The sequence below is a fragment of the Duganella rhizosphaerae genome (assembly GCF_040364205.1).
Taxonomy (GTDB): domain Bacteria; phylum Pseudomonadota; class Gammaproteobacteria; order Burkholderiales; family Burkholderiaceae_D; genus Rugamonas; species Rugamonas rhizosphaerae.
Window position 1 is genome coordinate 161,819 of sequence record NZ_BPWK01000016.1, and the last position, 23,468, is coordinate 185,286.

Genomic DNA, 23,468 nt, shown 5'->3' on the forward strand with positions numbered 1-23,468 from the left:
TTGCCAAGCTATCAGGGTTTTTGCGACCAGCGGCGGATTTCAGGGATCAAACCGTAGTTTTTTGGCAAATCAGCGCCCGGCGCCGCGCGCGTACTCGGGGAACATTTCCTTCAGCAAGAAGGCGATCAGCTCCTTTTCGTCTTCCTTGCGGGCGCTCATCGTCACCACTTTGCCCAGGCGGCGCGATTCCCATTCGAAATCGCCCGGCTTTTCCTTGCGGATGATCTTGACCATTTCCTTGGCCACGGCGGTCTCGATATCCTGCTCGGCGCCCTGCTCGACGTGGATCTGCTGCAGCCAGCGGCGCTTGAAGTTGGTGTTCCAGCCGCGGAACTTCACGTCGGCGCTGTGGTAGCTCTTGTCGACCTGGAAGATGCCGCCGGTGTCGTCCTTGTCGGCGCCGCTGGTGCGGCCCTGGGCGCCGGCGATGTTGCCCTTGGCGATGCGCAGCGAGCGCTCGGCGTCGCTCTCGGCCGGGGCGCTCGGCGCCGGTTGCGGGTTGTTGGCCTCGCGCGCGGCGCGGCGCTTGGCGATCATCTCGGACATGTCCTGTTCGGGCGGCGGCGTCATCGTCGCCTGCACCGGCGGCACATAGGTCTCCAGCTTGGGACGGATGGCGGCCGGCGCGTCCTTGGTGGCGACCTGCTTGCGCGGCGGCGGCGGCTTGGTGGCCTTGGACACTTCGGGTTTCTTCTGCTGCGGCTTGTTCTGCGGCTTGTCCGGCAGCGGCGCGATGTAGACCATCACCCCGCCCTTGGGCGGCGCGGAATGGGTGGTCTTCGGCGTGGGCGAAAGGAAGTAGTACAGCACGCCCAGCAAGTGCAAGGCGATGGAAATGCCGACGCCGATCCGGTTGGACTGCGACTTACGATCCCACGCGGCGAACCGCTCCCCAGCCTCAGGCAAACGCTGGCCGCAAGTTTCGCAATATTCGGAATTTGCAGAGAGTAAATGGGAATCGTGATGCAAAATAGCAAACCTTGGTTGGAACGAAGTCGACAAAATGCGGCCATAGTGCCAGAGTCCCACCGTTTTGGGAACCGCTGTGCAAGGCCATGATAACGCGCCGGACAGCGGCGCGTGCGCTCCAGGGAATTTATCAGGAACAGCTTACAAGTTCCGTGTCTTGACGGGTGTTACCGTATGTATCAATCGGCTTCACAAAGTGACGTGGCGCAACGCCGCCGAGGGGGCCGGGGCGGCCGCGTGGCGGATGTCGGGCTGGGGGATGGCGTCCATCAGGGCCACCATGGCGTGCACGCTGCGGTCCGCGTCCAGCACTTGGCGCGAGCGCATTTGCGGCCGGGGCAAGGCGTGCGTGTAGTAGTGCGCCCCCTCGACCAGGTAGCCCAGCGCCCACAGGTTGCGGGAAAGCTGGCCGAAGTCGTCACGCGGCCGGCCGGCGGGGTCGATGTCGAGGCCGCCGGGGTGGAAACTGCCGTTGAAATACGGCCGCGCCAGGCCTCTTTTGAGAATATTACGGATGAGTAAGGAATCGTCGCTGGCCGGGAAAAAGCCGTCCAGGCGGGCGATCAGCAACACATCGACCGCGTGTCGGACGACCTCGCCGCCGAATTGCGTGCTCAGCACGTAGCACGCGTTGCGCTCGTCGAGCTCGATGCTGCTGTGGGGCCCGGACTGGATCTCGATCACGCCGGCGTCCATCAGCGCCAGCAGTTCCTGGTTGCGCCGCAGCGGCGGCCCGAAGGCGCTGCGGTTGATGGCCGGGTGGTAGAGCTCGAGGAACTGGCGGTGCGAAGCCGGCGTCAGCCCGCCATGCTCGATCGCCGCCTGCAAGCTGGCGCGCACGTCGCGCAGCACGTCGGTGGCGGCCTTGATCGCACTGCCAACATTGCCCAGTTTTGCTTCGGCCAGGTCCTCGCGCAGCCAGCCGTCGAAGAATGCGCGGAACGCGTCCAGGGTGGCGAACTGGCGTCCGCGCAGCGGGAACAGCAGCTGGTCGATCAGCGCATCGTCTTCCGCCGTCAGCACGAAGCCGGCGGGATCCGGGACCGCCCCGGCCAGCGTGCCGCGGTAGACCCAGGCCATTTCGCGCTTGAGCAGCGGCAGCAGTTCGCGCTCGAAGTCCAGCTGGCGGCTGCCGCGCGAGACCAGCGCCAGGCGGCGCAGCGCGGCCACCGCGTCCGGCGTGAAATAGTGCGGCTGGTGGCGGCCGTCCAGTCCCTTCTGGTTGACGCCGCGCGCGGCGGCCGGCAGGCAGTTGCGCGAGCACAGGGTCAGCTGCGGCTCGCCGCCGGAACGCTGGTAGCGCAAGCCGTGCTCGCCGCGCACGAAGACCCCGCCCCGCCCCACCGTCAGCTCGGCGATGATGTCGTGCGCGCTCAGGCCCAGGCCCTGGATGGCGACGCGGGCGCCGGCGCCGATGCCGTTGAGCTGCTCCAGCGGATAGGCATGGCGGACAAAGGCCAACCGGCTGTTGTGGCGCGCATGCTCGCGGGCGAACTGGGCCAGCTTTTCGTCCAGCTCGCTGGGCTGATTGCGGCTGTGGCCGGTGGTCAGGAAGACGAAATCGCTGTGCACCAGGTAGCCGGTGTCGAGCTCGACGGCGCAACTGCCGTCGGGCAGGCGCCACATGTCGCGCGCGCGCAGGCGGTGGTGGCTCAGGCGCACGCTGGACGGCAGCGCGGCGGCGATCTGGCGGTAGGCCCAGGCCAGGTATTCGCCCAGCAGGCTGCGCGGCAGGTAGTCCGCTTCGGTGATGTCGGCGCCGCCGTGGTCGCCAAGTTGATAGTAGCGCTCGCCGACGCGGCGGTAGCCGGCCTGGCGCGCCCACGCCGTCAGCGAGGGCGTGGCGCACACCGGCGGGTACTGCACCGCGCCGGGCGCGGGAAACAGCGTGACCTGGCTGGCGATGGTGTTGATCAGCAGGTGCTGCGGCTGGCGCGTGCCGTGCACGCCAGGGCCGCAGTCGCCCGGTTCGATCAGGTGGAGGTCCAGCGGCAGCTGGCGGCTGGCGGCGATGGCGGCGATGCGCTCAAAAGCGCTGAGCCCGCGCGGGCCCATGCCGATGATGGTGACACTGTAGCGTTTCATGGGCAACCGTCCTTTATCGTGGTCAACTTGCCCATGATAAAGAAACGGTCTTTAAAGCAACTTGCTACCGCTCAATGCTTCACCGTGTTCACGGCCTTCAGTGGTACGGCGTGCACACCGTCGGCGGCCGGGACGTCGCCGGCGACCAGCTCGGCGTCGCTCATCGGTCCGCTGCCGCTGTACTTGTCGAGGAACAGGTAGATGACCGGCGTGATGTACAGCGTGATCACTTGCGAGAAGATCAGGCCGCCAACAACAGCCAGACCGAGCGGCTGGCGCAGCTCGGCGCCGGCGCCCAGGCCCAGCGCGATCGGCAAGGCGCCCATCAGCGCCGCCATGGTGGTCATCATGATCGGGCGGAAGCGCAGCACGCAGGCTTCGCGGATCGCCTCGGCCGGGGTGCGGCCTTCGTTGCGCTGCACGTGCAGCGCGAAGTCGATCATCATGATGGCGTTCTTCTTGACGATACCGATCAGCATCAGGATGCCGATGATGGCGATCATCGTCAGGTCCAGGTTGAACAGGCGCAAGGTCAGCAAGGCGCCCACCGCGGCCGACGGCAGGCCGGCCAGGATGGTCAGCGGGTGGATGTAGCTCTCGTACAGCACGCCCAGCAGCACGTAGATCACGCCCAGCGCGGCGATGATCAGGATCAGCTGGCTGCTTTGCGAACTCTGGAACACCGCCGCGTCGCCGCCGTAGTTGGTGATGATGGACGGCGGCAAATGCATGTCCATGCCCATCTGGTCGATCTTGGCGGTGGCCTTGCCCAGCGGGACGTCCGGCGCCAGGTTGAACGACAAGGTGATCGCCTGCAGCTGGCCCTGGTGGTTGACGGCGGTCGGGCCGATGGTGCGCTCGACCGTGGCAAAGCTGGACAGCTGCACCAGGTTGCCGCTCTTGTTGCGCACCGAGATACGGGTCAGCGCATCGTCGAACTGGCGGTCGGCGGTGGCCGCCTCCAGGATCACGTAGTAGCTGGCGGCCGGCGAATAAATAGTGGACACCTGGCGTTCGCCGAAGGCCAGGTAGAGCGCGGTGCGCACATCGCCGATGGCCACGCCGAGGTTGTTGGCCTTGTCGCGGTCGATCTTCAGCGAGGCCTGCAGGCCCTTGTTCTGCGAATCGCTGGTGACGTCGCGGAACTCGGGATCGGCGCGCAGCTTGTCGAGGTATTTTTGCGCCCAGTCGTTGAGCGCGCCGGGGCTGACCGATTGCAGCGTGTACTGGTAGCGGCTCTTGGACTGGCGTCCGCCCAGCTGCAGGTTCTGCACCGGACTCAGGTAGACCGAGATGCCGGCCACCTGCTTGGTGGCCTTGCGCAGGCTGTCCAGCACCTGCGGCATTTTCTGGCGCTGGCCGCGCGGCTTGAGCACCAGGAACATGCGGCCGCTGTTGCCGCCGCCGACGAAGGAGGTCACGTCCTGCACATTCGGATCGGCCTTGATGACGGCCGCCACGCGCTCCTGCAAGTCCATCAGCGAGGCCGACGAGATGTCTTCCGACGCTTCGGTGTTGACGCGGATCTGGCCCAGGTCTTCCTCCGGGAAGAAGCCTTTCGGTATCGTGATGTACAGCACCGCCGTCAGCGCGAAGGTGCCGATCGCCGCCGCCAGCACGATGTAGCGGTGGTGCAGCGCGATGTCCAGCGTAAGCACATAGCCGTTGCGCAGCGCGGTGAAGCCGGCCTCGAACCAGCGGCCGATGAAGCCGCCCTTGTCGTGCTCGGGATCGATGGCGTCGGCCGGCAGCAGGCGGCTAGCCAGCATCGGCACCAGCATCAGCGACACCGCGGCCGACACCAGCACCGACAGCGCCACCACCACGGCGAATTCATGGAACATCAGCCCGATCACGCCCGGCATGAAGAAGATCGGAATGAACACGGCCACCAGCGAGACCGAGATCGAGATGATGGTGAAGCCCATCTCCCTGGCGCCGATCAACGAGGCTTGCAGCGGCTTCTTGCCCAGCTCGATGTGGCGGACGATGTTCTCCAACACCACGATGGCGTCGTCCACCACCAGGCCGACCGCCAGCGTGATGCCGAGCAGGGAAACGTTGTCGAGGCTGTAGCCGAAGGCGTACAGCAGGGCCAGCGCGCCCAGCAGCGAGATCGGCATCGTGATGGCCGGGATGAAGGTCGCGGCCGCGCGGCGCAGGAACAGGAAGATCACCAGCACCACCAGGAAGATGGTCAGCAGCAGGGTCAGGTTGACGTCGTGGATGGCTTCGCGGATCGACACCGAGCGGTCGTTGACCAGGTTGATGTTGATCGACGCCGGCAACTGGTTCTTGAAGCGCGGCAGCAGGCGGCGCACGCCGTCGACCACCTGCACGGTGTTGGCGTCCGGCTGGCGCTGCACCAGCAGCACGATGGAGCGCTCGCCGTTGTAGCTGCCGGCGGTCTTGACCGACTGGAAGCTGTCCTCCACCGTCGCCACGTCCTTCAGGCGCACCGGCTGGCCGTTGCGCTGGGCGACGATCAGCTCGGCGAATTCGGAGGCCTTCATCAGCTGGGCGTTGCCCTGGATGGTCAGCGTCTGGCTCGGGCCGTCGAGGATGCCCAGCGGCGTGTTGGCGTTGGCCGACTTGATCGCCTGCTGCAATTCATCCAGCGTCAGGTTGCGGGCGTTCATCAGCTCGGACTTGGCGCGCACCCGCACGGCGAAACGCTTCTGGCCGTTGACGCTCACCTGCGCCACGCCCGGCAGCGTCGACAGCGACGGCGCGATCAGGTTTTCGGCGTAGTCGTTCAGCTCGGCCAGGGTCAGCGACGGCGAGTTCATGGTCATGAACAGCACCGGCGCGTCGGCCGGGTTGACCTTGCGGTAGGACGGCAGGTCGGTCATCTCGATCGGCAACTGGCGCTGGGCGCGCAGCAGCGCCGCCTGCACGTCGACCGCCGCTTCGTTGACGTTGACGCTGGGGTCGAACTCCAGCGTCAGCGAGGAGTTGCCCAGCGTGTTGGTGGAGGTGATCAGCGCCAGGCCGGCGATGGTGGAGAACTGCTTTTCCAGCGGCAGCGCGACGGACGAGGCCATCGTGTCCGGCGCGGCGCCCGGCAGGTCGGCCGAGACGTTGATGACCGGGGTGTTGTAGCTCGGCAGCGCGGCGACCGGGATGTAGAAGTACGACAGCACGCCGGCCAGTATCAGGCTCAGCGACAGCAGCACCACCATCACGGGGCGGCGGATGCATAACTCGGAAAGGTTCATGCTCAGCCTTTCTGTTTGGTCGCATCGGCAGGCTTGTCGGCCCCGGCGATACGCACCTTGCCGCCCGGCCGCAGGTTCTGCTTGCCGTCGACGATGACTTTCTCGTTGCCGCTCAGGCCGGACACGGCGGCGCTTTCGCCGAACGCGTACAGGCGCTTGATGTTGACCACCTTGGCCGACTGGTCGGCGTCGACCGCGTAGATGAAGGTGCCGCGGGTGTTGCTGATGATGGCGTTTTGCGGTATCACCATGGCGTCTTTCAACACCTGCGAGATAAGCTTGGTGTTGACGTACTGGCCCGGCCACAAACGGGTGTCCCTGTTGTCGAACTGGGCTTTCACGCGGATCACGCCGGCGACCGGGTCGACGGTGTTGTCGATGAAGCTCAGGGCGCCGCTGATCTCCTTGTCGGCGTTGCCCTGCACCACCTTGACCGGCACCGCGCCCTCGCGCTGCGCCTGCAGCAGGCCGGCCAGCGCCGACTCCGGCAAGGTGAACGATACCGTGATCGGGTCGAGCTGGGTGATGGTGGCCAGCGAGGTGGCCAGCTGCACCAGGCTGCCCGGATAGACGTTGATGGCGCCGACGCGGCCGTTCATCGGCGCGCGGATCGCGGTGTAGCTGGCGTCGACGCCGACCGAGCGGGCGGCGGCGACATCGGACTGCAGCAGCGCGCGGGCCGAATCGACCTGGCTCTTGAGCGTGTCGACGGCGCCCTGGGCGATGAAGCCTTTGGCCAGCAGCTCCGTCGAGCGTTTGTACTGGCGTTCGTAGTCGGCCAGCGCGGCCTGGTCGCGCGCGACCTGGGCCTGGGCCTTGTCGACATTGGCGCGCTCGCTGCGGTCGTCCAGCGTGAACATCAGCTCGCCCGATTTGACGAACTGGCCTTCCTTGATGTGCACCTTGGCGATGGTGCTGGTGGTTTGCGGATGCAGGTCCACCGTGCTGATCGGCGTGACGGTGCCGTTCGCTTGCAGCACCACCGGCACATCCTGGCGCACCGGCGCGATGACGCTGACGGTGGTCGGGCCTTGTGCGCCCGCGCCGCTGGCGGTTTTCGGCTGTTCGGCCGTTGAGTGCGTCGCGTACCAGACGCCGCCGCCTGCCACCACGATGGCGCCGACCAGGAATGCTAAGGAAGATTTTTTCATTATTTTTTGAACTAGGTTTACTGTCGAAAAACATTGCCGCCCTGCATCAGGCGGAATATTGTCGCATAGTATTTGCCGGGGAAACCGCGCCGTGGCCATCGGCGGGCGCTTTTTTCCGGGCGGGAATTGGGCGCGGGGTTTAGGCGCCGGCGTAATATTCGGGCACGATCAACGTGACCTCCAGGCCGCCTTCGGCGTGGTTGGACAGCATGACATTGGCGCCGTGCTGCTCGGCGATGTTGCGGGCGATGGTCAGGCCCAGGCCGGTGCCGCCCGATTCGCGCGAGCGCGAGGTTTCGATGCGGTAGAACGGTTCGAACACGCGCGCCATCTGGTCCTGGTCGATGCCGGGGCCGCCGTCGCGGATGCGGATGCGGGCCGCGCCCACCATGCGCTCGACGGTGACGTTGGCGTAGTGGCCGTACTTGACGGCGTTGTCGATCAGGTTGACCAGGCAGCGGCGTATCGCCAGCGGCCGGCCCATCAGCGCCATCGCCGCGCGGCCGCGCAGTTCGACCTGCTGGCCGCCGTCGGTGGCGTCGCTGCAGACGCTGTCGAGCAGCGAGTCGAGGTCCAGCGCCTGCATGGTTTCGGTGGTGTCCATGCTGCGCGCCAGGTCCAGGCCTTCCTTGACCATCTGCTGCATCGCCGACAGGTCGTCGATCAGGCGCTGCTGCAATTCCTGGTCGCCGACTTTTTCCAGCCGCAGCCGCAGACGGGTCAGCGGGGTTTGCAGGTCGTGGGTGATGGCCGCCAGCATCTGGGTGCGCTGCATGATGTGCTGGCGGATGCGCGCCTGCATGGCGTTGAAGGCGGCGCTGGCCTGGCGGATCTCGGCCGCGCCGCTCAGCACCAGCGGCGCGTGGTTGATGTCGTTGCCCAGGTCCTTGGCGGCCTGCGCCAGCTGCTTGAGCGGGCGCACCGTCATGCGGGTGACCAGGTAGGCCAGCGCGGCAATGCTGAACAGGAAGGGCAGTATGGCCATCAGTTCGCTATGGCCCGACGGCGGCGGCGCGCGCGGCGGCAGCACGGACAGCTTGAGCACCTGGCCGTCGTGCAGCTGGACGTTCATGGTCTCGCAGGTGCCGCGCCATTGGCTGGGCGCGAAGATGTTGTTGCTCTTGCGCGGCAGGTCGCACGCGGCCGGATGTTCGTCCAGCGGCCCCAGCTTGAGGCCGCCGCCCAGGCGCTGCTGCAAGGAGGCGGAAAACTCGGTCGGCGGCAGCGCGGTGGTCAGCGGCACGCTGGTCGCTTCCAGCCGGACGGTGCCGCGGTTGGCCATGCGCAGGTAGGTGGGACGCGAGGCTTCGGGCAGCACGTCGGCCGTGGTGATCAACTGTTCGGCACGCTCCAGCGCGTGAAAGTCCCGGTAGCGTTCCAACGCGCGCGTGCGCTCGCCCACCGCCAGCCACTGGGTCAGCGCCGCCGAGGCGACGATACCGAGCAGCAGTATCAGGAACACGCGCCCGGTCATCGATCCGAAGAAGGCTTTCAAGCTTGCGGCTCCACGGTGACGGTGCCGGCCAGCACGTAGCCGCCGTTGCGCACGGTCTTGATGATTTGCGGCAGGCGGGCGTCCTCGCCCAGCTTCTGGCGCAGGCGGCTGATCTGGATGTCGATCGAGCGGTCGAAGGGATCGGCGTCGCGCCCTTGGGTCAGGTTGAGCAGCTGGTCGCGGTTGAGCACGCGGTTCGGATGCTCGAGGAAGACCTTGAGCAGGCGGAACTCGGCGCCCGACAGCATGATGACGATGCCGTCCGGGTTGAGCAGGTGGCGCGCGGTCAGGTCCAGCGTCCAGCCGGAGAAGCGCAGCTGTTGCGCCTTCTCGGCGCCGCTGCCGACCGGCATCGCGTTACTGCGGCGCAGCACGCTGCGGATGCGCGCCAGCAGCTCGCGCGGCTCGAACGGTTTCGGCAGGTAATCGTCGGCGCCCATTTCCAGGCCGAGGATGCGGTCCAGCGGTTCGTTGCGGGCGGTCAGCATGATCACGGGCAGCGTGGAGTGGGCGCGCAGCTTGCGGCACAGGGTCAGGCCGTCGTCGCCGGGCAGGTTCAGATCGAGCACCACCAGGTCGGGCCGGCCTTCGTCGAGCAGCTTCCACATGGCGGTGCCGTCGGCGGCGCACAGGGCGCGATAGCCATTCGATTCGAGGTAGTCGGCCAGCAGGGTGCGGATGTCGCGATCGTCGTCTACGATCAAGATAGTTGATGTGGGTTCCATGTGCTAATTATCCCCAGTTAGACAGCGCGTGACCAATCACCAATTGTATCGTCTTGTATATCCCCCTAGGGGCGAAACATCTGGATACAAAATCCCCGCCCCGCGAAACTTGGCGGCAACCTTGCGCTGCCACTATGCATTCAAGCGCGGTGCCCACCGCATCGCGATACCTAACTTTCAATGATAGAGGAACGACCATGAACGTCTTACGCAAAAGCATATTGATCGGTTTTACCGTGCTGGGCATGGCGGCCGCGCAGGCCCAGGCGCAGGTGGACAATTCGGCGCCGCCGGCCGGCCGCCACGGCGCCGCTGTCAACAAGGAACAGATGGAGGCCAAGATGGCGGAGATGTTCGCCAAGCGCCAGGCCAAGATGCATGATCTGCTGAAGCTGACGGCCCAGCAGGAATCGGCTTGGGCCACCTACCAGGCGGCCATCGCGCCGGCCGCGACCGGCGGCACCTTGCCGGACCGCGCGGCCATCGCCAAGATGTCGGCGCCGGACCGCATGGCCAAGATGCTCGACCTGAGCAAGCAGCACCAGGCCAAGATGGAAGCGCACCTGGCCGCGCTGACGGCGTTCTACAGCCAGCTGACGGCCGAGCAGAAAGCCATCTTCGACGACCACAGCATGGGCGGCGCGCATGGCGGCCACGCCGGTCCGCGCGGCGGCTGGCACGGCCACCGCGGCTGAGCTGCTTAGTTCAGTCGCGCCAGGGATGCGGTGAACTTGGCCGCATCCTGGAAGCCGATGACGCGGGCGCCGTCGATTTCCTTGCCTTGCTTGTCGAACAGGATGATGCCCGGCGGGCCGAACAGGCCGAAGCGCTTCAGCATGGCTTTGTCGTCGGCGTCGTTGGCGGTCACGTCCACTTGCAGCAGCACGCTGTTGGCCAGCCGGGCGCGCACTTGCGGGTCGACGAAGGTCAGTTTTTCCATTTCCTTGCAGGACACGCACCAGTCGGCGTAGAAGTCCAATATGGCGGTCTTGCCGCCGCCGGCTGTACTGGCCAGCACGGCGTCGAGCTGCTGCACGGTCTTGATGCGCTGGAAGGCCAGCGGCGCTACATGCTTGCCGCCGGTCAGATGGGCCAGCGGCGCCAGCGGATCGCGGCCGCCGCTGACCACGCCCACCAGTTGCATCAGGCCCAGCACGGCAACGATGACGCCGGCCGACTTGGCCACCCACTTACCCCGATTCATCAGCAGGTACATGCCGTAGCCGACCAGCAGCGCGGCCCAGCCCATCATCTGCACCGCAGGCGGCAGCACCGGCGACACCAGCCACCAGCCCATCGCCAGCATCAGCACGCCGAAGAAGCGTTTGACCGCGTCCATCCACATGCCGGCGCGCGGCAGCAAGGCGCCGGCCGAGACGCCAACCAGCATCAACGGCACGCTCATGCCGACCGCCATCGCGAACAAGGCGCTGCCGCCGATGACGATGTCGCGGCTCTGGCTGATGTAGACCAGCGCGGCGGCCAGCGGCGCGGCCACGCAAGGACCGACGATCAACGCCGAGATCGCGCCCATCACGAACACGCCGGCCAGCTTGCCGGAAGATTGGCGGTTCGACACCGTGCTCAGTTTCGATTGCAGCGCGGCCGGCACTTGCAGCTCGTAGAAGCCGAACATCGACAGCGACAGCGCCGCCATCAGCAGGCCGAAGGCGCCCAGCACCCACGGGTTTTGCAGCGCGGCGGCCAGCCCCTCGCCCGCCAGGCCGGCGGCGACGCCGAGCGCGGTGTAGACAATGGCCATGCCCAGCGAATAGGTGACCGACAACAGCAGGCCGCGTCCGCGACTGCTGCTGGCGCCTTCGCCGACGATGATCGACGACAGGATGGGCACCATCGGCAGCACGCACGGCGTGAACGACAACCCCAGGCCCAGCAAGGCGAACAACGGCAGGATGACCAGCAGCTTGCCCGATTTGAGCGCCGCTTCAAGATGGCCGGAATCGCTGACCGGCACGACTGCCGCAGGCGGGTTCAGCGGCGGCAGGATGGTGGCGGTCGGCATCGGGATGGCGCGGATGGTGACGCCCGGCGTCACGGGCGCGGGCTTGCCTTCGCCTACCGTGGCGCTGACTGCCGGTGCTGCGCTGGCGGCCGGTGCGCTCGCAGCCGGCAGCACGGTCAGCGGCGCCGCCGTGGCGTTGATGGGCGTGGTTGCGGTTGCGGTGGTGGCGGCGGTGGTGGCGGCAGGCTTGGCGCCGGCCGGTGCGGCCGGCAACGGCACCGAACCGCTGGCGACCAGCGATGCCTTGTAATCCTGCGGCGCGTAACACAGGCCCTTGTCCGAACAGCCCTGCCCCACGGCCATCAGCGTGAACGGACCCTCGCCCTCCACCGGCAGCGTCATGGTGACGGTCTTGCGGTAGGTCTCGACGTTCTTCTGGAAGGTCTCGTCGAAGTGCACGGTGCCGGCCGGGATGGACAGCGCGCCCAGCTTGGCGCCGTTGGCGCTGAACTTGAAGCGCTCGCGGTACATATAGTAGCCGTCGGCGATCTGGAAACTGACCGACACGGTGTGGCCGTCGACCATGCGGGCCGAGAACCTGAACGCGGCATCGGGCTCCAGGAAACCGTCGTCGGCCAGCGCGGGACGCGCCATCAGCAGGGCGATCAACGACAGCAGCGACACGAACAGGCGGGCAATACGAAGCATGAGTTTTCTTTCAACGAAACGAGCACCAGCATAGTACACCGAGGCTACTCTTTGCGCCTGAGGCCAGTCTTAAAGCCTGCTAAACTCGGCTCTTTCCCGTGATGGAGCAGCCGATGACTACCCTACGCCCCCTGCTGTTTACCGCCTTGGCGCTGGCCGCAGGCGCCGCATGCGCCCAAGCCCCCGCCAGGGCGCTGGCCAGCGTGTCGCCGCAGGAGTTGTTGGACCATATCAGGACGCTGGCGTCGGACGATTTCGAGGGCCGCGCGCCGGGGTCACCGGGCGAGGCCAAGACCGTGGCCTACCTCGAGCAGCAGTTCAAGAAGCTGGGCCTGAAACCGGGCAATCCCAATGGCGGCTGGACCCAGGCGGTGCCGATGCGCGGCCTGCAACCGACGCCCAGCTTCAGCTACACGATAGGCGGCCAGACGGTGGCGCTGAATTTCCCGGAAGACTATGTGGCCCATTCGACCAGCCAGCCAACCAGCGTCAGCGTCGACAATTCCGAGATCGTGTTTGTCGGCTACGGCGTGCAGGCGCCCGAGTACGGCTGGGACGACTACAAGGGTGTCGACGTGCGCGGCAAGACCATCCTGATGTTGATCAACGACCCGGCCGTGCCTGATCCGGCAGACCCGTCCCGGCTGGACCCGGCCATGTTCAAGGGCAGCGCCATGACCTACTACGGCCGCTGGACCTACAAGTACGAGATCGCCGCCAAGCTGGGCGCGGCGGCGGCCATCATCATCCACGAGACCAGGCCGGCCGCCTATCCGTGGGACGTGGTACGCAGCGGCGGCAATGGCGAGCAGTTCAGCCTGCTGCACGACGGCGCCGATCCCGATGCGCCGCCGGTGCCGGGCTGGATCCAGCTGGACAAGGCCAGGCAGATGATGGCGGCCGCCGGCTACGATTTCGACACGCTCAAGCAGCAGGCGCTGAGCAAGGACTTCCGCCCCGTCAGCCTGAAGGGCACGGCCGACTTCAAGGTGACGAACACGGCGCGCACCGTCAATTCCAACAATGTGCTGGGCCTGATCGAGGGCAGCGACCCCAAGCTCAAGCATGAATACGTGATCTACAGCGCGCACTGGGACCACCTGGGCATCGACCAGCGCCTGCCGGGCACGCGCACGCAGCAGATCTATCACGGTGCGCTGGACAACGCGTCCGGCACCGCCGCGCTGCTGGCGCTGGCCAAGGCCTACAAGGCGCTGCCGAAGGCGCCCAAGCGCTCGATCCTGTTCCTGGCGACCACAGCCGAGGAACGCGGCCTGCTGGGCGCGAAATACTATGCGGCCCATCCGCTGTATCCGCTCAAACGGACGGTGGCCAACATCAATATCGACGGCATCAACGCCTGGGGCAAGACGGCGCAGATCGAGAACGTGACCTCGGGTCATTCCAGCATCGACGAGCTGCTGGTCAAGCATGCGGCCGCGCAGGGCCGGTTGATGGCGAAGGATGCACGGCCGGAGCTGGGCAGCTTCTACCGCGCCGACCAACTGGAGTTCGCGCGCGTGGGCGTGCCGGTGCTGTACACCAAGGCCCGCAGCCGCTTCCTGGACCAGCCGGACAGTTATGCGCACGAGGTGGTCGACCGCTATGTCGCACATGACTACCACCAGGTGACGGACAACGTCCGCAGCGACTGGGACTTCCGCGGCGGCGTGCAGGATATCCAGCTGCTGTTCCAGGTGGGGCTGGACATCGCCCAGGGGGCGACGCCGACGTGGAGCGCCGGCTCGGAGTTCAAGGCGGCCGGCGAGCAACGCCTGAAATAAAAAAAGCCAGGCAGAGCCTGGCTTTCTTTAATCACACGGTGACAACGGCGAAGATTACTCTTCAGCGGTTGGCGCTGCGTCGATGTCGGTGACTTCTGGACGGTCCATCAGCTCAACGTAAGCCATTGGAGCGTTGTCGCCAACACGGAAACCCATTTTCAGGATGCGCAGGTAGCCGCCGTTGCGGTTTGCGTAGCGTGGGCCCAGTTCTGCGAACAGCTTCAGAACCATTTCACGATCGCGCAGACGGGCGAATGCCAGACGCTTGTTAGCCAGGGTGTCGGTCTTGCCCATGGTCAGGATAGGCTCAACTACGCGGCGCAGCTCTTTAGCTTTTGGCAGCGTGGTTTTGATGGCTTCATGACGCAGCAGGGAAACGGTCATGTTGCGCAGCATTGCCAGACGGTGGGACGAGGTACGATTCAGTTTACGGAGGCCGTGACGGTGACGCATGGTACTTCCTTTCAGGTGTTTAAATCCGAGTTCTTCGATCGCTCACGTTTGAAGGGGAGCGCGGACCGGTTCTAGGGATATGCGCCCGGCACAACACGCGCCGGGCGGTACTACAACTACAAATCAGTTGATAACAGGACCGAACATCGCTGCGCGATGTCCAGCACTGCCACCCAATCTCAAATCAGTTGGTAACAGGGCAGAACATCGCTGCGCGATGTCCAGCACTGTCACCCAATTTGTTATTTTTCCAAACCAGCAGGCGGCCAGTTTTCCAGCTTCATGCCCAGGGTCAGGCCGCGGGATGCCAGCACTTCCTTGATTTCGTTCAGGGACTTGCGGCCCAGGTTCGGCGTCTTCAGCAGTTCGTTTTCCGAACGCTGGATCAGGTCGCCGATGTAGTAGATGTTTTCGGCTTTCAGGCAGTTGGCCGAACGCACGGTCAGTTCCAGGTCGTCCACTGGACGCAGCAGGATAGGATCGACCAGCGGAGCGCGCGAAGGAGCTTCGGCAGCGGCTTCGGTGCCTTCCAGGGCGGCGAACACGTTCAGTTGATCGACCAGCACGCGGGCCGATTGACGGATCGCTTCTTCCGGCGAGATGACGCCGTTGGTTTCGATGTTGATGATCAGCTTGTCCAGGTCGGTACGCTGTTCCACGCGAGCGGACTCGACGAAGTAGGAAACGCGGCGAACCGGCGAGAACGATGCATCCAGAATGATGCGGCCGATGGTCTTGTTGGTGTCTTCGGACAGGCGACGTACGTTACCTGGAACATAGCCACGGCCTTTTTCGACCTTGATCTGCATGTCCAGTTTGCCGCCGGCGGTCAGGTGGGCGATCACGTGGTCCGGATTGATCAGTTCCACGTCGTGTGGCAGATCGATGTCCGAGGCCAGGATGGCGCCTTCGCCTTCCTTTTTCAGGGTGAGGGTGACGGAGTCACGGTTGTGGACTTTGAAGACCACGCCCTTCAGGTTCAGCAGCAGGTCAACGACGTCTTCCTGCACGCCGTCGAGCGACGAGTATTCGTGTACAACGCCCGCGATCGTCACTTCGGTCGGCGCGTAGCCCACCATCGACGACAGCAGTACGCGGCGCAGCGCATTACCCAATGTATGGCCATAGCCGCGTTCGAACGGCTCCATCACTACTTTAGCGTGGCCGGCGCCCAGCGCCTCTACATCGATAATACGTGGCTTCAACAGACTGTTTTGCATGAAATGTCCTCTTCAATACCCTCGGCGCGTTAGGCCGATAAGGCTGATGGCATTAGTGAAAACGCCCGCTGGTCACAGCGGGCGGGTTTTGGTGCTACTTAGACTACAGATTAACGCGAGTACAGTTCGACGATCAGCGATTCGTTGACGTCGTTGGCGATCTCATTGCGCTCTGGCAGGGACTTGAAGGTGCCTTCCATTTTCTTGGCATCGACCGACACCCAAGCTGGCATGCCAACTTGTTCAGCCAGCGACAGCGCTTCAACGATACGCACTTGCTTTTTCGATTTTTCACGAACAGCGATGACGTCGCCGACTTTGACCACGTACGAAGCGATGTTGACCACTTGGCCGTTCACGGTGAACGCTTTGTGCGATACCAGCTGACGCGCTTCAGCGCGGGTGGAGCCGAAGCCCATGCGGTATGCAACGTTGTCCAGGCGGGTTTCCAGCAGCTTCAGCAGGGTTTCGCCGGTGTTGCCTTTGCGACGGTCGGCTTCTGCGAAGTAGCGACGGAACTGACGTTCCAGAACGCCGTACATACGCTTAACTTTTTGCTTTTCGCGCAGTTGGTTGCCGTAGTCCGAGGTGCGGGCACCCGATTTCACGCCGTGCTGGCCTGGTTTGACGTCCAGTTTGCACTTGCTGTCCAGCGAGCGACGTGCGCTCTTCAGGAACAGGTCAGTACCTTCACGACGGGAGAGTTTTGCTTTAGGTCCGATATAACGTGCCACGATGCTTCCTTTTTTTAAATAATAACGCCCCAGCCATCCTGCGATGGTTAGGCGCTAGTCTGATCCTCAGGGTGGGCCAGACGGTGGCTCAAAATGCGAATAACCCGCCGAACGTTGTTCGACAGGCGACAACAGCCGGGCAGTATAACCGTTTCCGGTCCCCTGCTCCAGCGATTTCTTCTAGTCGGAAGGAGGCGAAGCGAACTTCGCCGCCGACCGGACTATTAGATACGACGACGTTTTGGAGGACGGCAGCCGTTGTGCGGTACTGGGGTAACGTCCTGGATCTCGGTGATCTTGATGCCCAGGTTGTTCAGTGCGCGCACTGCGGATTCGCGACCAGGACCAGGGCCCTTGATGCGCACTTCCAGGTTCTTCACGCCGCATTCGACTGCGACTTTACCAGCTGCTTCGGCCGCAACCTGCGCTGCGAACGGGGTCGATTTACGCGAACCCTTGAAGCCAGCACCACCGGAGGTCGCCCACGACAGAGCATTGCCCTGACGGTCGGTGATGGTAATGATGGTGTTGTTGAAGGAAGCGTGAACGTGTGCGATACCTTCGGCAACGTTCTTCTTGACCTTCTTGCGTACGCGCGCTGCTGCTGCGCTGCTTTGTTGCTTAGCCATGTGATTTCCCTAGATTATTTCTTGAGCGATTGAGCGGCTTTGCGCGGGCCCTTGCGGGTACGTGCATTGGTGCGGGTGCGCTGACCGCGGACCGGCAGGCCCTTACGGTGACGCATACCGCGGTAGCAACCCAGATCCATCAAACGCTTGATGTTCATGGACAGCTCACGACGCAGGTCGCCTTCGACGATGAATTTAGCTACTTCATCGCGCAGCTTTTCCAGTTCGCTGTCGTCCAGATCCTTGACCTTTTTATCGGTCGCGATACCCGTTGCGGCGCAGATGAACTTTGCGCGTGGACGGCCTACACCGTAGATGGCCGTCAGGCCGATTACGGTGTGCTGATGATTGGGGATATTAACCCCTGCAATACGTGCCATTCGTTATTCCTCGATAAATAACGGTTATTAACCTTGACGCTGCTTGTGACGTGGTTCGACGCAGATTACGCGAACAACGCCCTTGCGCTTGATGATCTTGCAGTTGCGGCAGATCCGCTTGACTGAGGCGTTAACTTTCATTTTGCTCTCTCTTCTTGGTTCGATTTACAGTTACTTGGTCCGGAACACGATGCGTGCGCGGCTCAGGTCGTAAGGTGTCAGCTCTACCGTCACCTTGTCGCCAGGAAGAATGCGGATATAGTTCATCCGCATTTTACCCGAAATATGCCCGAGCACCACGTGTCCGTTTTCCAGCTTTACTCGAAATGTTGCATTCGGGAGATTCTCAAGAATCTCGCCCTGCATCTGTATGACGTCGTCTTTTGCCATTCGGTATGTTTACCGCGCTTATCGCGTCGGAATTCCGCCCTTGAAATTTGCTTTGCGCAGCAGCGATTCATATTGCTGCGACATCACGTAGTTTTGTACCTGGGCCATGAAATCCATGGTCACAACTACAATAATCAACAGAGAGGTACCGCCAAAATAGAATGGTACCTTCCACTCGGCTTGCATGAATTGCGGCAACAAACACACCAACGTAATGTAGACGGCGCCGGCCAGTGTCAAACGTGTCAGGATCTTGTCGATGTAACGGGCTGTCTGCTCACCGGGACGTATCCCTGGCACGAAGGCCCCGCTCTTCTTCAAGTTATCCGCTGTTTCCCTGCTGTTGAATACCAGCGCTGTATAGAAGAAACAGAAAAACACGATCGCAACGGCGTACAACAGTTCATAGATGGGCTCGCCTGGCCCCATCGAAGCTGCCAAATCTTTCAGGAACCGGACGACCGGGCTGGCCGTATCGGCACCCGTCGTGAACCAGCCCACGATCGTTGCCGGGAACAAGATAATCGACGAAGCGAAGATCGGTGGGATCACGCCGGCCATATTCAACTTCAATGGCAGGTGTGACGTCTGTCCACCGTAAATCTTGTTACCCACCTGGCGTTTCGCATAGTTCACCAGAATCTTGCGTTGGCCACGTTCGACAAATACCACGAAGAACGTCACCGCCACAACCAGGATCATGATGATGATCGCGGAGAACGCGCCGATCGCACCGTTGCTCACCGACGAGGCCAGGCCTCCCAGTGCGCCCGGCAGACCGGCAGCGATACCCGCGAAGATGATGATCGAGATACCATTACCGAGACCGCGCTCGGTAATTTGCTCGCCCAACCACATCACGAACATGGTTCCGGTCAACAGCGTAACGACCGTAACGAAACGGAATGCATAGCCTGGATCCAGCACCAGACCTGCCTGCGACTCCAGTGCGACTGCAATGCCCAGCGCTTGGAACGTTGCCAGCACCACCGTGAAATACCGGGTGTACTGGGTGATCTTGCGTCGGCCTGCTTCGCCTTCTTTTTTGAGCGCTTCCATCTGCGGCGAGACGATCGACACCAGTTGCATGATGATCGAGGCCGAGATGTAAGGCGTGATACCCAGCGCAAAGACTGTGAAGCGCGCGAGAGCGCCACCGCTGAACATGTTCAACATGCCCAGGATGCCACCCTCTTGCGACTTGAACAGCGCGGCCAATTGTACCGGATCGATCCCGGGAACCGGGATGTGAGCGCCGATACGATAAACCACCAATGCGCCAAGCAAGAACCAGAGCCGGCCCCAAGGGAAACCAGCCGCTGCACTTTTAGCAAGTTGTGGATTAGTCGCCAATTTTCGCTCCGATCAAGCTGTTAGCGGTCAACTCAGGCTACCGAGCCGCCGGCTGCTTCGATGGCGGCTTTCGCGCCAGCGGTCACTTTCAGGCCTTTGAGGTTCACCGCTTTGGTGATCTCGCCGGACAGAATGACGCGCACGTCGCGTGCCAGCACGCCCAGTACGCCAGCTTGCTTCAGGACCAGGATGTCGATGTCGCCAACGGCCAGGTTGTTCAGGTCGGACAGACGCACTTCAGCTTTGAAGGTGGCGTTGAGCGACTTGAAACCGCGCTTAGGCAGACGGCGTTGCAGAGGCATCTGACCGCCTTCGAAACCGACTTTGTGGAAGCCGCCCGAACGCGATTTTTGACCCTTGTGACCACGGCCCGAGGTTTTACCCAGACCGGAGCCGATACCGCGGCCGACGCGACGCTTGTAGTGCTTAGCGCCATCGGCTGGTTGTATGGTATTCAGTTCCATGATTTCTCCGTGTGTAAGCCCGGGGGCTTACGCAACTACTTTAACGAGGTACGAGACTTTGTTGATCATGCCGCGCACGGATGGGGTGTCCTGCAACTCGGCAACCGAGTTAACACGACGCAGACCCAGACCGCGAACGGTGGCACGGTGGTCTTCACGCGTGCCGATCAAGCCCTTGACCAATTGTACTTTGACGGTTTTAGTTGTCATAATGTCCACCTTAGCCCAGGATCTCTTCTACCGACTTGCCGCGTTTCGCAGCAATCTCAGCAGGAGTACTCATTTTTGCCAGACCATCCAGCGTGGCGCGCACCAGGTTGTAAGGGTTGCTCGAGCCGGTGGATTTCGCCACGACGTCGGTCACGCCCATTACTTCGAAGATTGCGCGCATTGCGCCGCCAGCGATGACGCCGGTACCTGGTTTAGCAGGCGACATCATTACTTTCGACGCGCCGTGACGACCGGTAACGGTGTGCTGCAGGGTGCCGTTCTTCAGGTTGACCTTGATCAGGTTGCGACGGGCTTCTTCCATTGCCTTTTGCACACCAACCGGGACTTCCTTCGACTTGCCCTTGCCCATGCCGATGCGGCCATCGCCGTCACCAACCACGGTCAGCGCGGCGAAACCCATGATACGACCACCCTTGACCACTTTGGTCACGCGGTTGATCGCGATCATTTTTTCGCGCATGCCGTCATCCGGCTTGTCGCTTGCCATTTTTGCTTGCATTTTTGCCATGATCGTTCCTTAGAACTTCAGACCGGCTTCGCGCGCGGCTTCTGCCAGCGCCTTCACACGGCCGTGGTAACGGAAACCGGAGCGGTCAAACGCGACTTCGGTAATCCCTGCTTTCAGTGCTTTCTCTGCGACGCGCTTGCCGACGATCGCGGCAGCAGCAGCGTTGCCGCCCTTGCCCGATTTGCCAGCCAGTTCGTTGCGCACTTCGACTTCTGCCGTGGACGCCGATACCAGAATTTTGGCATCCGGCGAGATCAGGTTCGCGTAGATATGCAGGTTAGTGCGGTGTACCGACAGGCGGTTCACTTTCTGTTGCGCGATCTTGATCCGGGTTTGGCGTCCGCGGCGCAGACGTGATTCTTTCTTGTCCATCGTCAGCCCCTAGTTACTTCTTCTTGGTTTCTTTAATCTTAACCACTTCGTCCGAATAACGGACGCCCTTGCCCTTGTAAGGCTCAGGGGAGCGGTAAGCGCGAACTTCAGCAGCCACTTGGCCCACTTGCTGACGGTCGATCCCTTTGATGATGATCTCCGTCGGCGTTGCGGTTGCGCAGGTGACGCCGGCTGGCATCGAGTGCACGACAGGGTGCGAGAAGCCCAGCGACAGATTCAGCTTGTCGCCTTGCGCTTGCGCCTTGTAACCCACACCGACCAGGTTCAGCTTTTTCTCGAAACCCTTGGTCACGCCGGTGACCATGTTGTTGACCAGTGCGCGCAGCGTACCGGACATGGCATTGGCTTCGCGGCTGTCATTAGCGGCGGCAAAGCTCAGGGTTCCTGCATTGTTTTCCACCGTTACCTGGCCGTTCAGGGCCTGGGTCAAGACGCCCAGCGGGCCCTTGACGGTGATCGCTGCTGCGGAGATGGCGACTTCAGCGCCAGCTGGCACAGCGATTGGCATTTTAGCTACACGAGACATGTCTAACTCCTTATGCGACGTAGCAAATAACTTCGCCGCCGACACCGGTAGCGCGTGCTTTGCGGTCAGTCATGACGCCTTGCGGAGTCGACACGATCGCCACACCCAAGCCATTCATCACAGTAGGGATCTCGTCTTTGCCCTTGTAGACGCGCAGGCCCGGACGGGACACGCGCTCAAGGCGCTCAATGACGGGACGGCCAACATAATACTTCAAACCGATTTTCAGTTCCGCTTTGCCACCAGCTTCGGCTACGGCGAAATCTTCAATGTAACCCTCGTCCTTGAGGACGTTGGCAATCGCAATTTTAACTTTCGACGATGGCATGGCCACGGTCGTCTTTTGCACGCCTTGGGCGTTACGAATGCGGGTCAGCATATCGGCGATAGGATCGCTCATACTCATTGCATATTCTCCTATTACCAGCTTGCTTTAGTCATACCCGGGATCTCACCACGCATGGCGAATTCACGGAGCTTGATACGGCCCAGACCGAATTTACGGAAGGTGCCGCGTGGACGACCGGTGACGGCGCAGCGGTTACGCTGGCGGGTCGGAGCCGAGTTACGTGGCAGCGCTTGCAGTTTCAGGCGCGCTTCGTAACGTTCTTCTTCCGACTTCGACTGGTCATCAATGATGGCCTTCAGCGAAGCGCGCTTGGCAGCAAACTTGTTTGCCAGGTCGACGCGTTTCTGCTCACGGTTAATCAGTGCGAGTTTTGCCATGATCTTCTTAGTTCCTGAACGGGAATTTAAAGGCGGCGAGCAGAGCTTTCGCTTCGTCGTCGGTCTTGGCGGTGGTGGTGATCGAAATATTCATACCACGCAGCGCATCGATCTTGTCGTACTCGATTTCCGGGAAGATGATCTGCTCTTTGACACCGATGTTGTAGTTACCACGACCATCGAACGAACGGCCATTGACACCACGGAAATCGCGCACGCGCGGCAGAGCCACGGTGATGAAGCGATCCAGGAACTCGTACATGCGAGCGCCGCGCAGGGTGACCATGGTACCGATCGGGTAGCCTTCACGGATTTTGAAACCCGCGATAGCTTTGCGCGACTTGGTGGTCACTGGCTTCTGGCCAGCAATCTTAGTCAGGTCGCCGACAGCGTGTTCGAGGACTTTCTTGTCCGCGATAGCCTCACCGACACCCATGTTCAGGGTGATCTTGGTCAGACGTGGAACTTCCATCACCGACTTGTAACCGAATTTCGCGGTCAGGTCAGCGACGACTTTTTCTTTATAGAATTCTTGGAGACGTGCCATGATTTCTTAAGCCTTCACTACTTCGCCGGACGATTTGAAGACGCGGACTTTTTTGCCATCCACTTCTTTGAAACCGACACGGTCTGCCTTGCCAGTCGCTGCATTGAACAATGCAACGTTGGACACGTGAATCGGCATAGTCTTATCGACGATACCACCTTGTACGCCAGTCATTGGGTTAGGCTTGGTCGCTTTTTTAGCGACGTTGACGCCTTCAACCACGACATGCTCAGCATCGATACGCTGCTGAACGACGCCACGTTTGCCCTTGTCTTTCCCGGTCAGAACGATGACTTCGTCGTTTTTACGAATCTTATCCATTACGACTCCTTACAGGACTTCCGGTGCCAGGGACACGATCTTCATGAACTTTTCAGTACGCAGCTCGCGCGTCACTGGTCCAAAAATACGGGTACCGATCGGTTCCAGCTTGGCGTTCAGCAGAACGGCAGCATTGCCGTCGAACTTCACCAGGGAACCGTCTTGGCGGCGAACACCTTTAGCGGTGCGCACTACCACGGCGTTATAAATTTCACCTTTTTTGACACGACCGCGTGGCGCAGCAACCTTAACGGTTACCTTGATCACGTCGCCGATGCCAGCATAACGGCGCTTGGAGCCGCCCAATACCTTGATGCACATTACTTCTTTGGCACCGGTATTGTCAGCCACTTCGAGCCGGCTTTCAGTTTGAATCATAGTATTCTCTTTCCCAACTTAAGCCGAAGAATCCACACAATGCGGACCTGCGGTCAGTCTTGGTCCCGCCAGAGCGCTCATGAAGAGCCCACTGTTTGGGTGCTTGACCTTCGTCTT

At 62.3% G+C, this 23,468-nt stretch carries 27 protein-coding genes; 2 read left to right on the forward strand and 25 right to left on the reverse strand.

Annotated elements, in window-relative coordinates; translation table 11 throughout:
• Nucleotides 1-69: 69 nt before the first annotated feature.
• From RUGAMON1_RS27160 to RUGAMON1_RS27185, 6 genes are all read right to left on the reverse strand, one after another.
• Entirely contained in the window at nt 70-906 is an 837-nt protein-coding gene (locus RUGAMON1_RS27160) for a hypothetical protein (protein WP_445233456.1), read from the reverse strand.
• Between the two features lie 252 nt (nt 907-1,158).
• Nucleotides 1,159-3,054, reverse strand: coding sequence for an FAD/NAD(P)-binding protein (locus RUGAMON1_RS27165; protein WP_445233457.1), 1,896 nt, complete (start codon nt 3,052-3,054; stop codon nt 1,159-1,161).
• Between the two features lie 71 nt (nt 3,055-3,125).
• The gene (locus tag RUGAMON1_RS27170; protein WP_445233458.1) at nt 3,126-6,272 is read right to left on the reverse strand and encodes an efflux RND transporter permease subunit; all 3,147 of its coding nucleotides are present in this window, start codon (nt 6,270-6,272) and stop codon (nt 3,126-3,128) included.
• Between the two features lie 2 nt (nt 6,273-6,274).
• On the reverse strand, nt 6,275-7,423 hold the full coding sequence (locus tag RUGAMON1_RS27175; RefSeq protein WP_445233459.1) for an efflux RND transporter periplasmic adaptor subunit: 1,149 nt from the start codon (nt 7,421-7,423) through the stop codon (nt 6,275-6,277).
• A 139-nt stretch (nt 7,424-7,562) separates the two neighbouring features.
• Nucleotides 7,563-8,918, reverse strand: coding sequence for an ATP-binding protein (locus tag RUGAMON1_RS27180; RefSeq protein ID WP_445233460.1), 1,356 nt, complete (start codon nt 8,916-8,918; stop codon nt 7,563-7,565).
• Complete coding sequence (locus RUGAMON1_RS27185; protein WP_116992802.1) at nt 8,915-9,643, reverse strand: response regulator; 729 nt, start codon at nt 9,641-9,643, stop codon at nt 8,915-8,917. The genes RUGAMON1_RS27180 and RUGAMON1_RS27185 overlap by 4 nt, the downstream gene beginning before the upstream one ends.
• 197 nt (nt 9,644-9,840) lie before the next feature.
• Between RUGAMON1_RS27185 and RUGAMON1_RS27190 the strand changes: the two genes are divergently transcribed.
• A complete protein-coding gene (locus RUGAMON1_RS27190) occupies nt 9,841-10,338 on the forward strand; it encodes a Spy/CpxP family protein refolding chaperone (RefSeq protein WP_445233461.1) in 498 nt (165 codons plus the stop codon).
• Between the two features lie 5 nt (nt 10,339-10,343).
• Here RUGAMON1_RS27190 and dsbD read toward each other — a convergent pair whose 3' ends face one another.
• On the reverse strand, nt 10,344-12,314 hold the full coding sequence (gene dsbD, locus RUGAMON1_RS27195; RefSeq protein WP_445233462.1) for a protein-disulfide reductase DsbD: 1,971 nt from the start codon (nt 12,312-12,314) through the stop codon (nt 10,344-10,346).
• 113 nt (nt 12,315-12,427) lie between these two features.
• Between dsbD and RUGAMON1_RS27200 the strand changes: the two genes are divergently transcribed.
• Nucleotides 12,428-14,098: a M28 family peptidase gene (locus tag RUGAMON1_RS27200; RefSeq protein ID WP_445233463.1), complete on the forward strand. Its 1,671-nt coding sequence runs from the start codon at nt 12,428-12,430 to the stop codon at nt 14,096-14,098.
• A 54-nt stretch (nt 14,099-14,152) separates the two neighbouring features.
• On the opposite strand, the gene rplQ is transcribed toward RUGAMON1_RS27200, so the two are convergent.
• From rplQ to rplN, 18 genes are all read right to left on the reverse strand, one after another.
• Nucleotides 14,153-14,551, reverse strand: a complete 399-nt coding sequence (gene rplQ, locus RUGAMON1_RS27205) for a 50S ribosomal protein L17 (protein ID WP_026334876.1) — start codon at nt 14,549-14,551, stop codon at nt 14,153-14,155.
• A gap of 242 nt (nt 14,552-14,793) precedes the next feature.
• On the reverse strand, nt 14,794-15,771 hold the full coding sequence (locus RUGAMON1_RS27210; RefSeq protein WP_008444343.1) for a DNA-directed RNA polymerase subunit alpha: 978 nt from the start codon (nt 15,769-15,771) through the stop codon (nt 14,794-14,796).
• A 110-nt stretch (nt 15,772-15,881) separates the two neighbouring features.
• Nucleotides 15,882-16,505: a 30S ribosomal protein S4 gene (gene rpsD / locus RUGAMON1_RS27215; RefSeq protein WP_008444341.1), complete on the reverse strand. Its 624-nt coding sequence runs from the start codon at nt 16,503-16,505 to the stop codon at nt 15,882-15,884.
• 224 nt (nt 16,506-16,729) lie between these two features.
• A complete protein-coding gene (gene rpsK / locus RUGAMON1_RS27220) occupies nt 16,730-17,134 on the reverse strand; it encodes a 30S ribosomal protein S11 (RefSeq protein WP_008444339.1) in 405 nt (134 codons plus the stop codon).
• 14 nt (nt 17,135-17,148) lie between these two features.
• The gene (rpsM, locus tag RUGAMON1_RS27225) at nt 17,149-17,514 is read right to left on the reverse strand and encodes a 30S ribosomal protein S13 (RefSeq protein WP_019923475.1); all 366 of its coding nucleotides are present in this window, start codon (nt 17,512-17,514) and stop codon (nt 17,149-17,151) included.
• Nucleotides 17,515-17,541: 27 nt separating this feature from the next.
• Nucleotides 17,542-17,655, reverse strand: a complete 114-nt coding sequence (gene rpmJ, locus RUGAMON1_RS27230) for a 50S ribosomal protein L36 (RefSeq protein WP_005663407.1) — start codon at nt 17,653-17,655, stop codon at nt 17,542-17,544.
• A gap of 30 nt (nt 17,656-17,685) precedes the next feature.
• Nucleotides 17,686-17,904: a translation initiation factor IF-1 gene (gene infA / locus RUGAMON1_RS27235; protein ID WP_005663428.1), complete on the reverse strand. Its 219-nt coding sequence runs from the start codon at nt 17,902-17,904 to the stop codon at nt 17,686-17,688.
• 18 nt (nt 17,905-17,922) lie between these two features.
• Entirely contained in the window at nt 17,923-19,257 is a 1,335-nt protein-coding gene (gene secY / locus RUGAMON1_RS27240; RefSeq protein WP_445233464.1) for a preprotein translocase subunit SecY, read from the reverse strand.
• 32 nt (nt 19,258-19,289) lie between these two features.
• Nucleotides 19,290-19,721, reverse strand: coding sequence for a 50S ribosomal protein L15 (gene rplO / locus RUGAMON1_RS27245; RefSeq protein WP_116992806.1), 432 nt, complete (start codon nt 19,719-19,721; stop codon nt 19,290-19,292).
• 27 nt (nt 19,722-19,748) lie between these two features.
• Nucleotides 19,749-19,931: a 50S ribosomal protein L30 gene (gene rpmD / locus RUGAMON1_RS27250; protein WP_036623375.1), complete on the reverse strand. Its 183-nt coding sequence runs from the start codon at nt 19,929-19,931 to the stop codon at nt 19,749-19,751.
• A gap of 10 nt (nt 19,932-19,941) precedes the next feature.
• Nucleotides 19,942-20,460 carry a 30S ribosomal protein S5 gene (gene rpsE, locus RUGAMON1_RS27255; protein ID WP_026334874.1) on the reverse strand — a complete coding sequence of 173 codons (519 nt, stop codon included), beginning with the start codon at nt 20,458-20,460 and terminating at the stop codon, nt 19,942-19,944.
• 9 nt (nt 20,461-20,469) lie between these two features.
• Nucleotides 20,470-20,832, reverse strand: coding sequence for a 50S ribosomal protein L18 (gene rplR, locus RUGAMON1_RS27260; protein ID WP_020704378.1), 363 nt, complete (start codon nt 20,830-20,832; stop codon nt 20,470-20,472).
• A gap of 13 nt (nt 20,833-20,845) precedes the next feature.
• Nucleotides 20,846-21,379 (reverse strand): 50S ribosomal protein L6, encoded by a 534-nt coding sequence (gene rplF / locus RUGAMON1_RS27265; protein WP_116992807.1) that lies wholly within the window; start codon nt 21,377-21,379, stop codon nt 20,846-20,848.
• A gap of 10 nt (nt 21,380-21,389) precedes the next feature.
• Complete coding sequence (gene rpsH / locus RUGAMON1_RS27270) at nt 21,390-21,785, reverse strand: 30S ribosomal protein S8 (RefSeq protein WP_008444325.1); 396 nt, start codon at nt 21,783-21,785, stop codon at nt 21,390-21,392.
• Between the two features lie 14 nt (nt 21,786-21,799).
• Complete coding sequence (rpsN, locus tag RUGAMON1_RS27275) at nt 21,800-22,105, reverse strand: 30S ribosomal protein S14 (RefSeq protein ID WP_008444324.1); 306 nt, start codon at nt 22,103-22,105, stop codon at nt 21,800-21,802.
• A gap of 7 nt (nt 22,106-22,112) precedes the next feature.
• Nucleotides 22,113-22,652, reverse strand: a complete 540-nt coding sequence (gene rplE, locus RUGAMON1_RS27280) for a 50S ribosomal protein L5 (protein ID WP_008444321.1) — start codon at nt 22,650-22,652, stop codon at nt 22,113-22,115.
• A gap of 6 nt (nt 22,653-22,658) precedes the next feature.
• A complete protein-coding gene (rplX, locus tag RUGAMON1_RS27285) occupies nt 22,659-22,973 on the reverse strand; it encodes a 50S ribosomal protein L24 (RefSeq protein WP_008444319.1) in 315 nt (104 codons plus the stop codon).
• A gap of 9 nt (nt 22,974-22,982) precedes the next feature.
• Nucleotides 22,983-23,351, reverse strand: coding sequence for a 50S ribosomal protein L14 (gene rplN, locus RUGAMON1_RS27290; protein WP_008444317.1), 369 nt, complete (start codon nt 23,349-23,351; stop codon nt 22,983-22,985).
• Nucleotides 23,352-23,468: the final 117 nt, after the last annotated feature.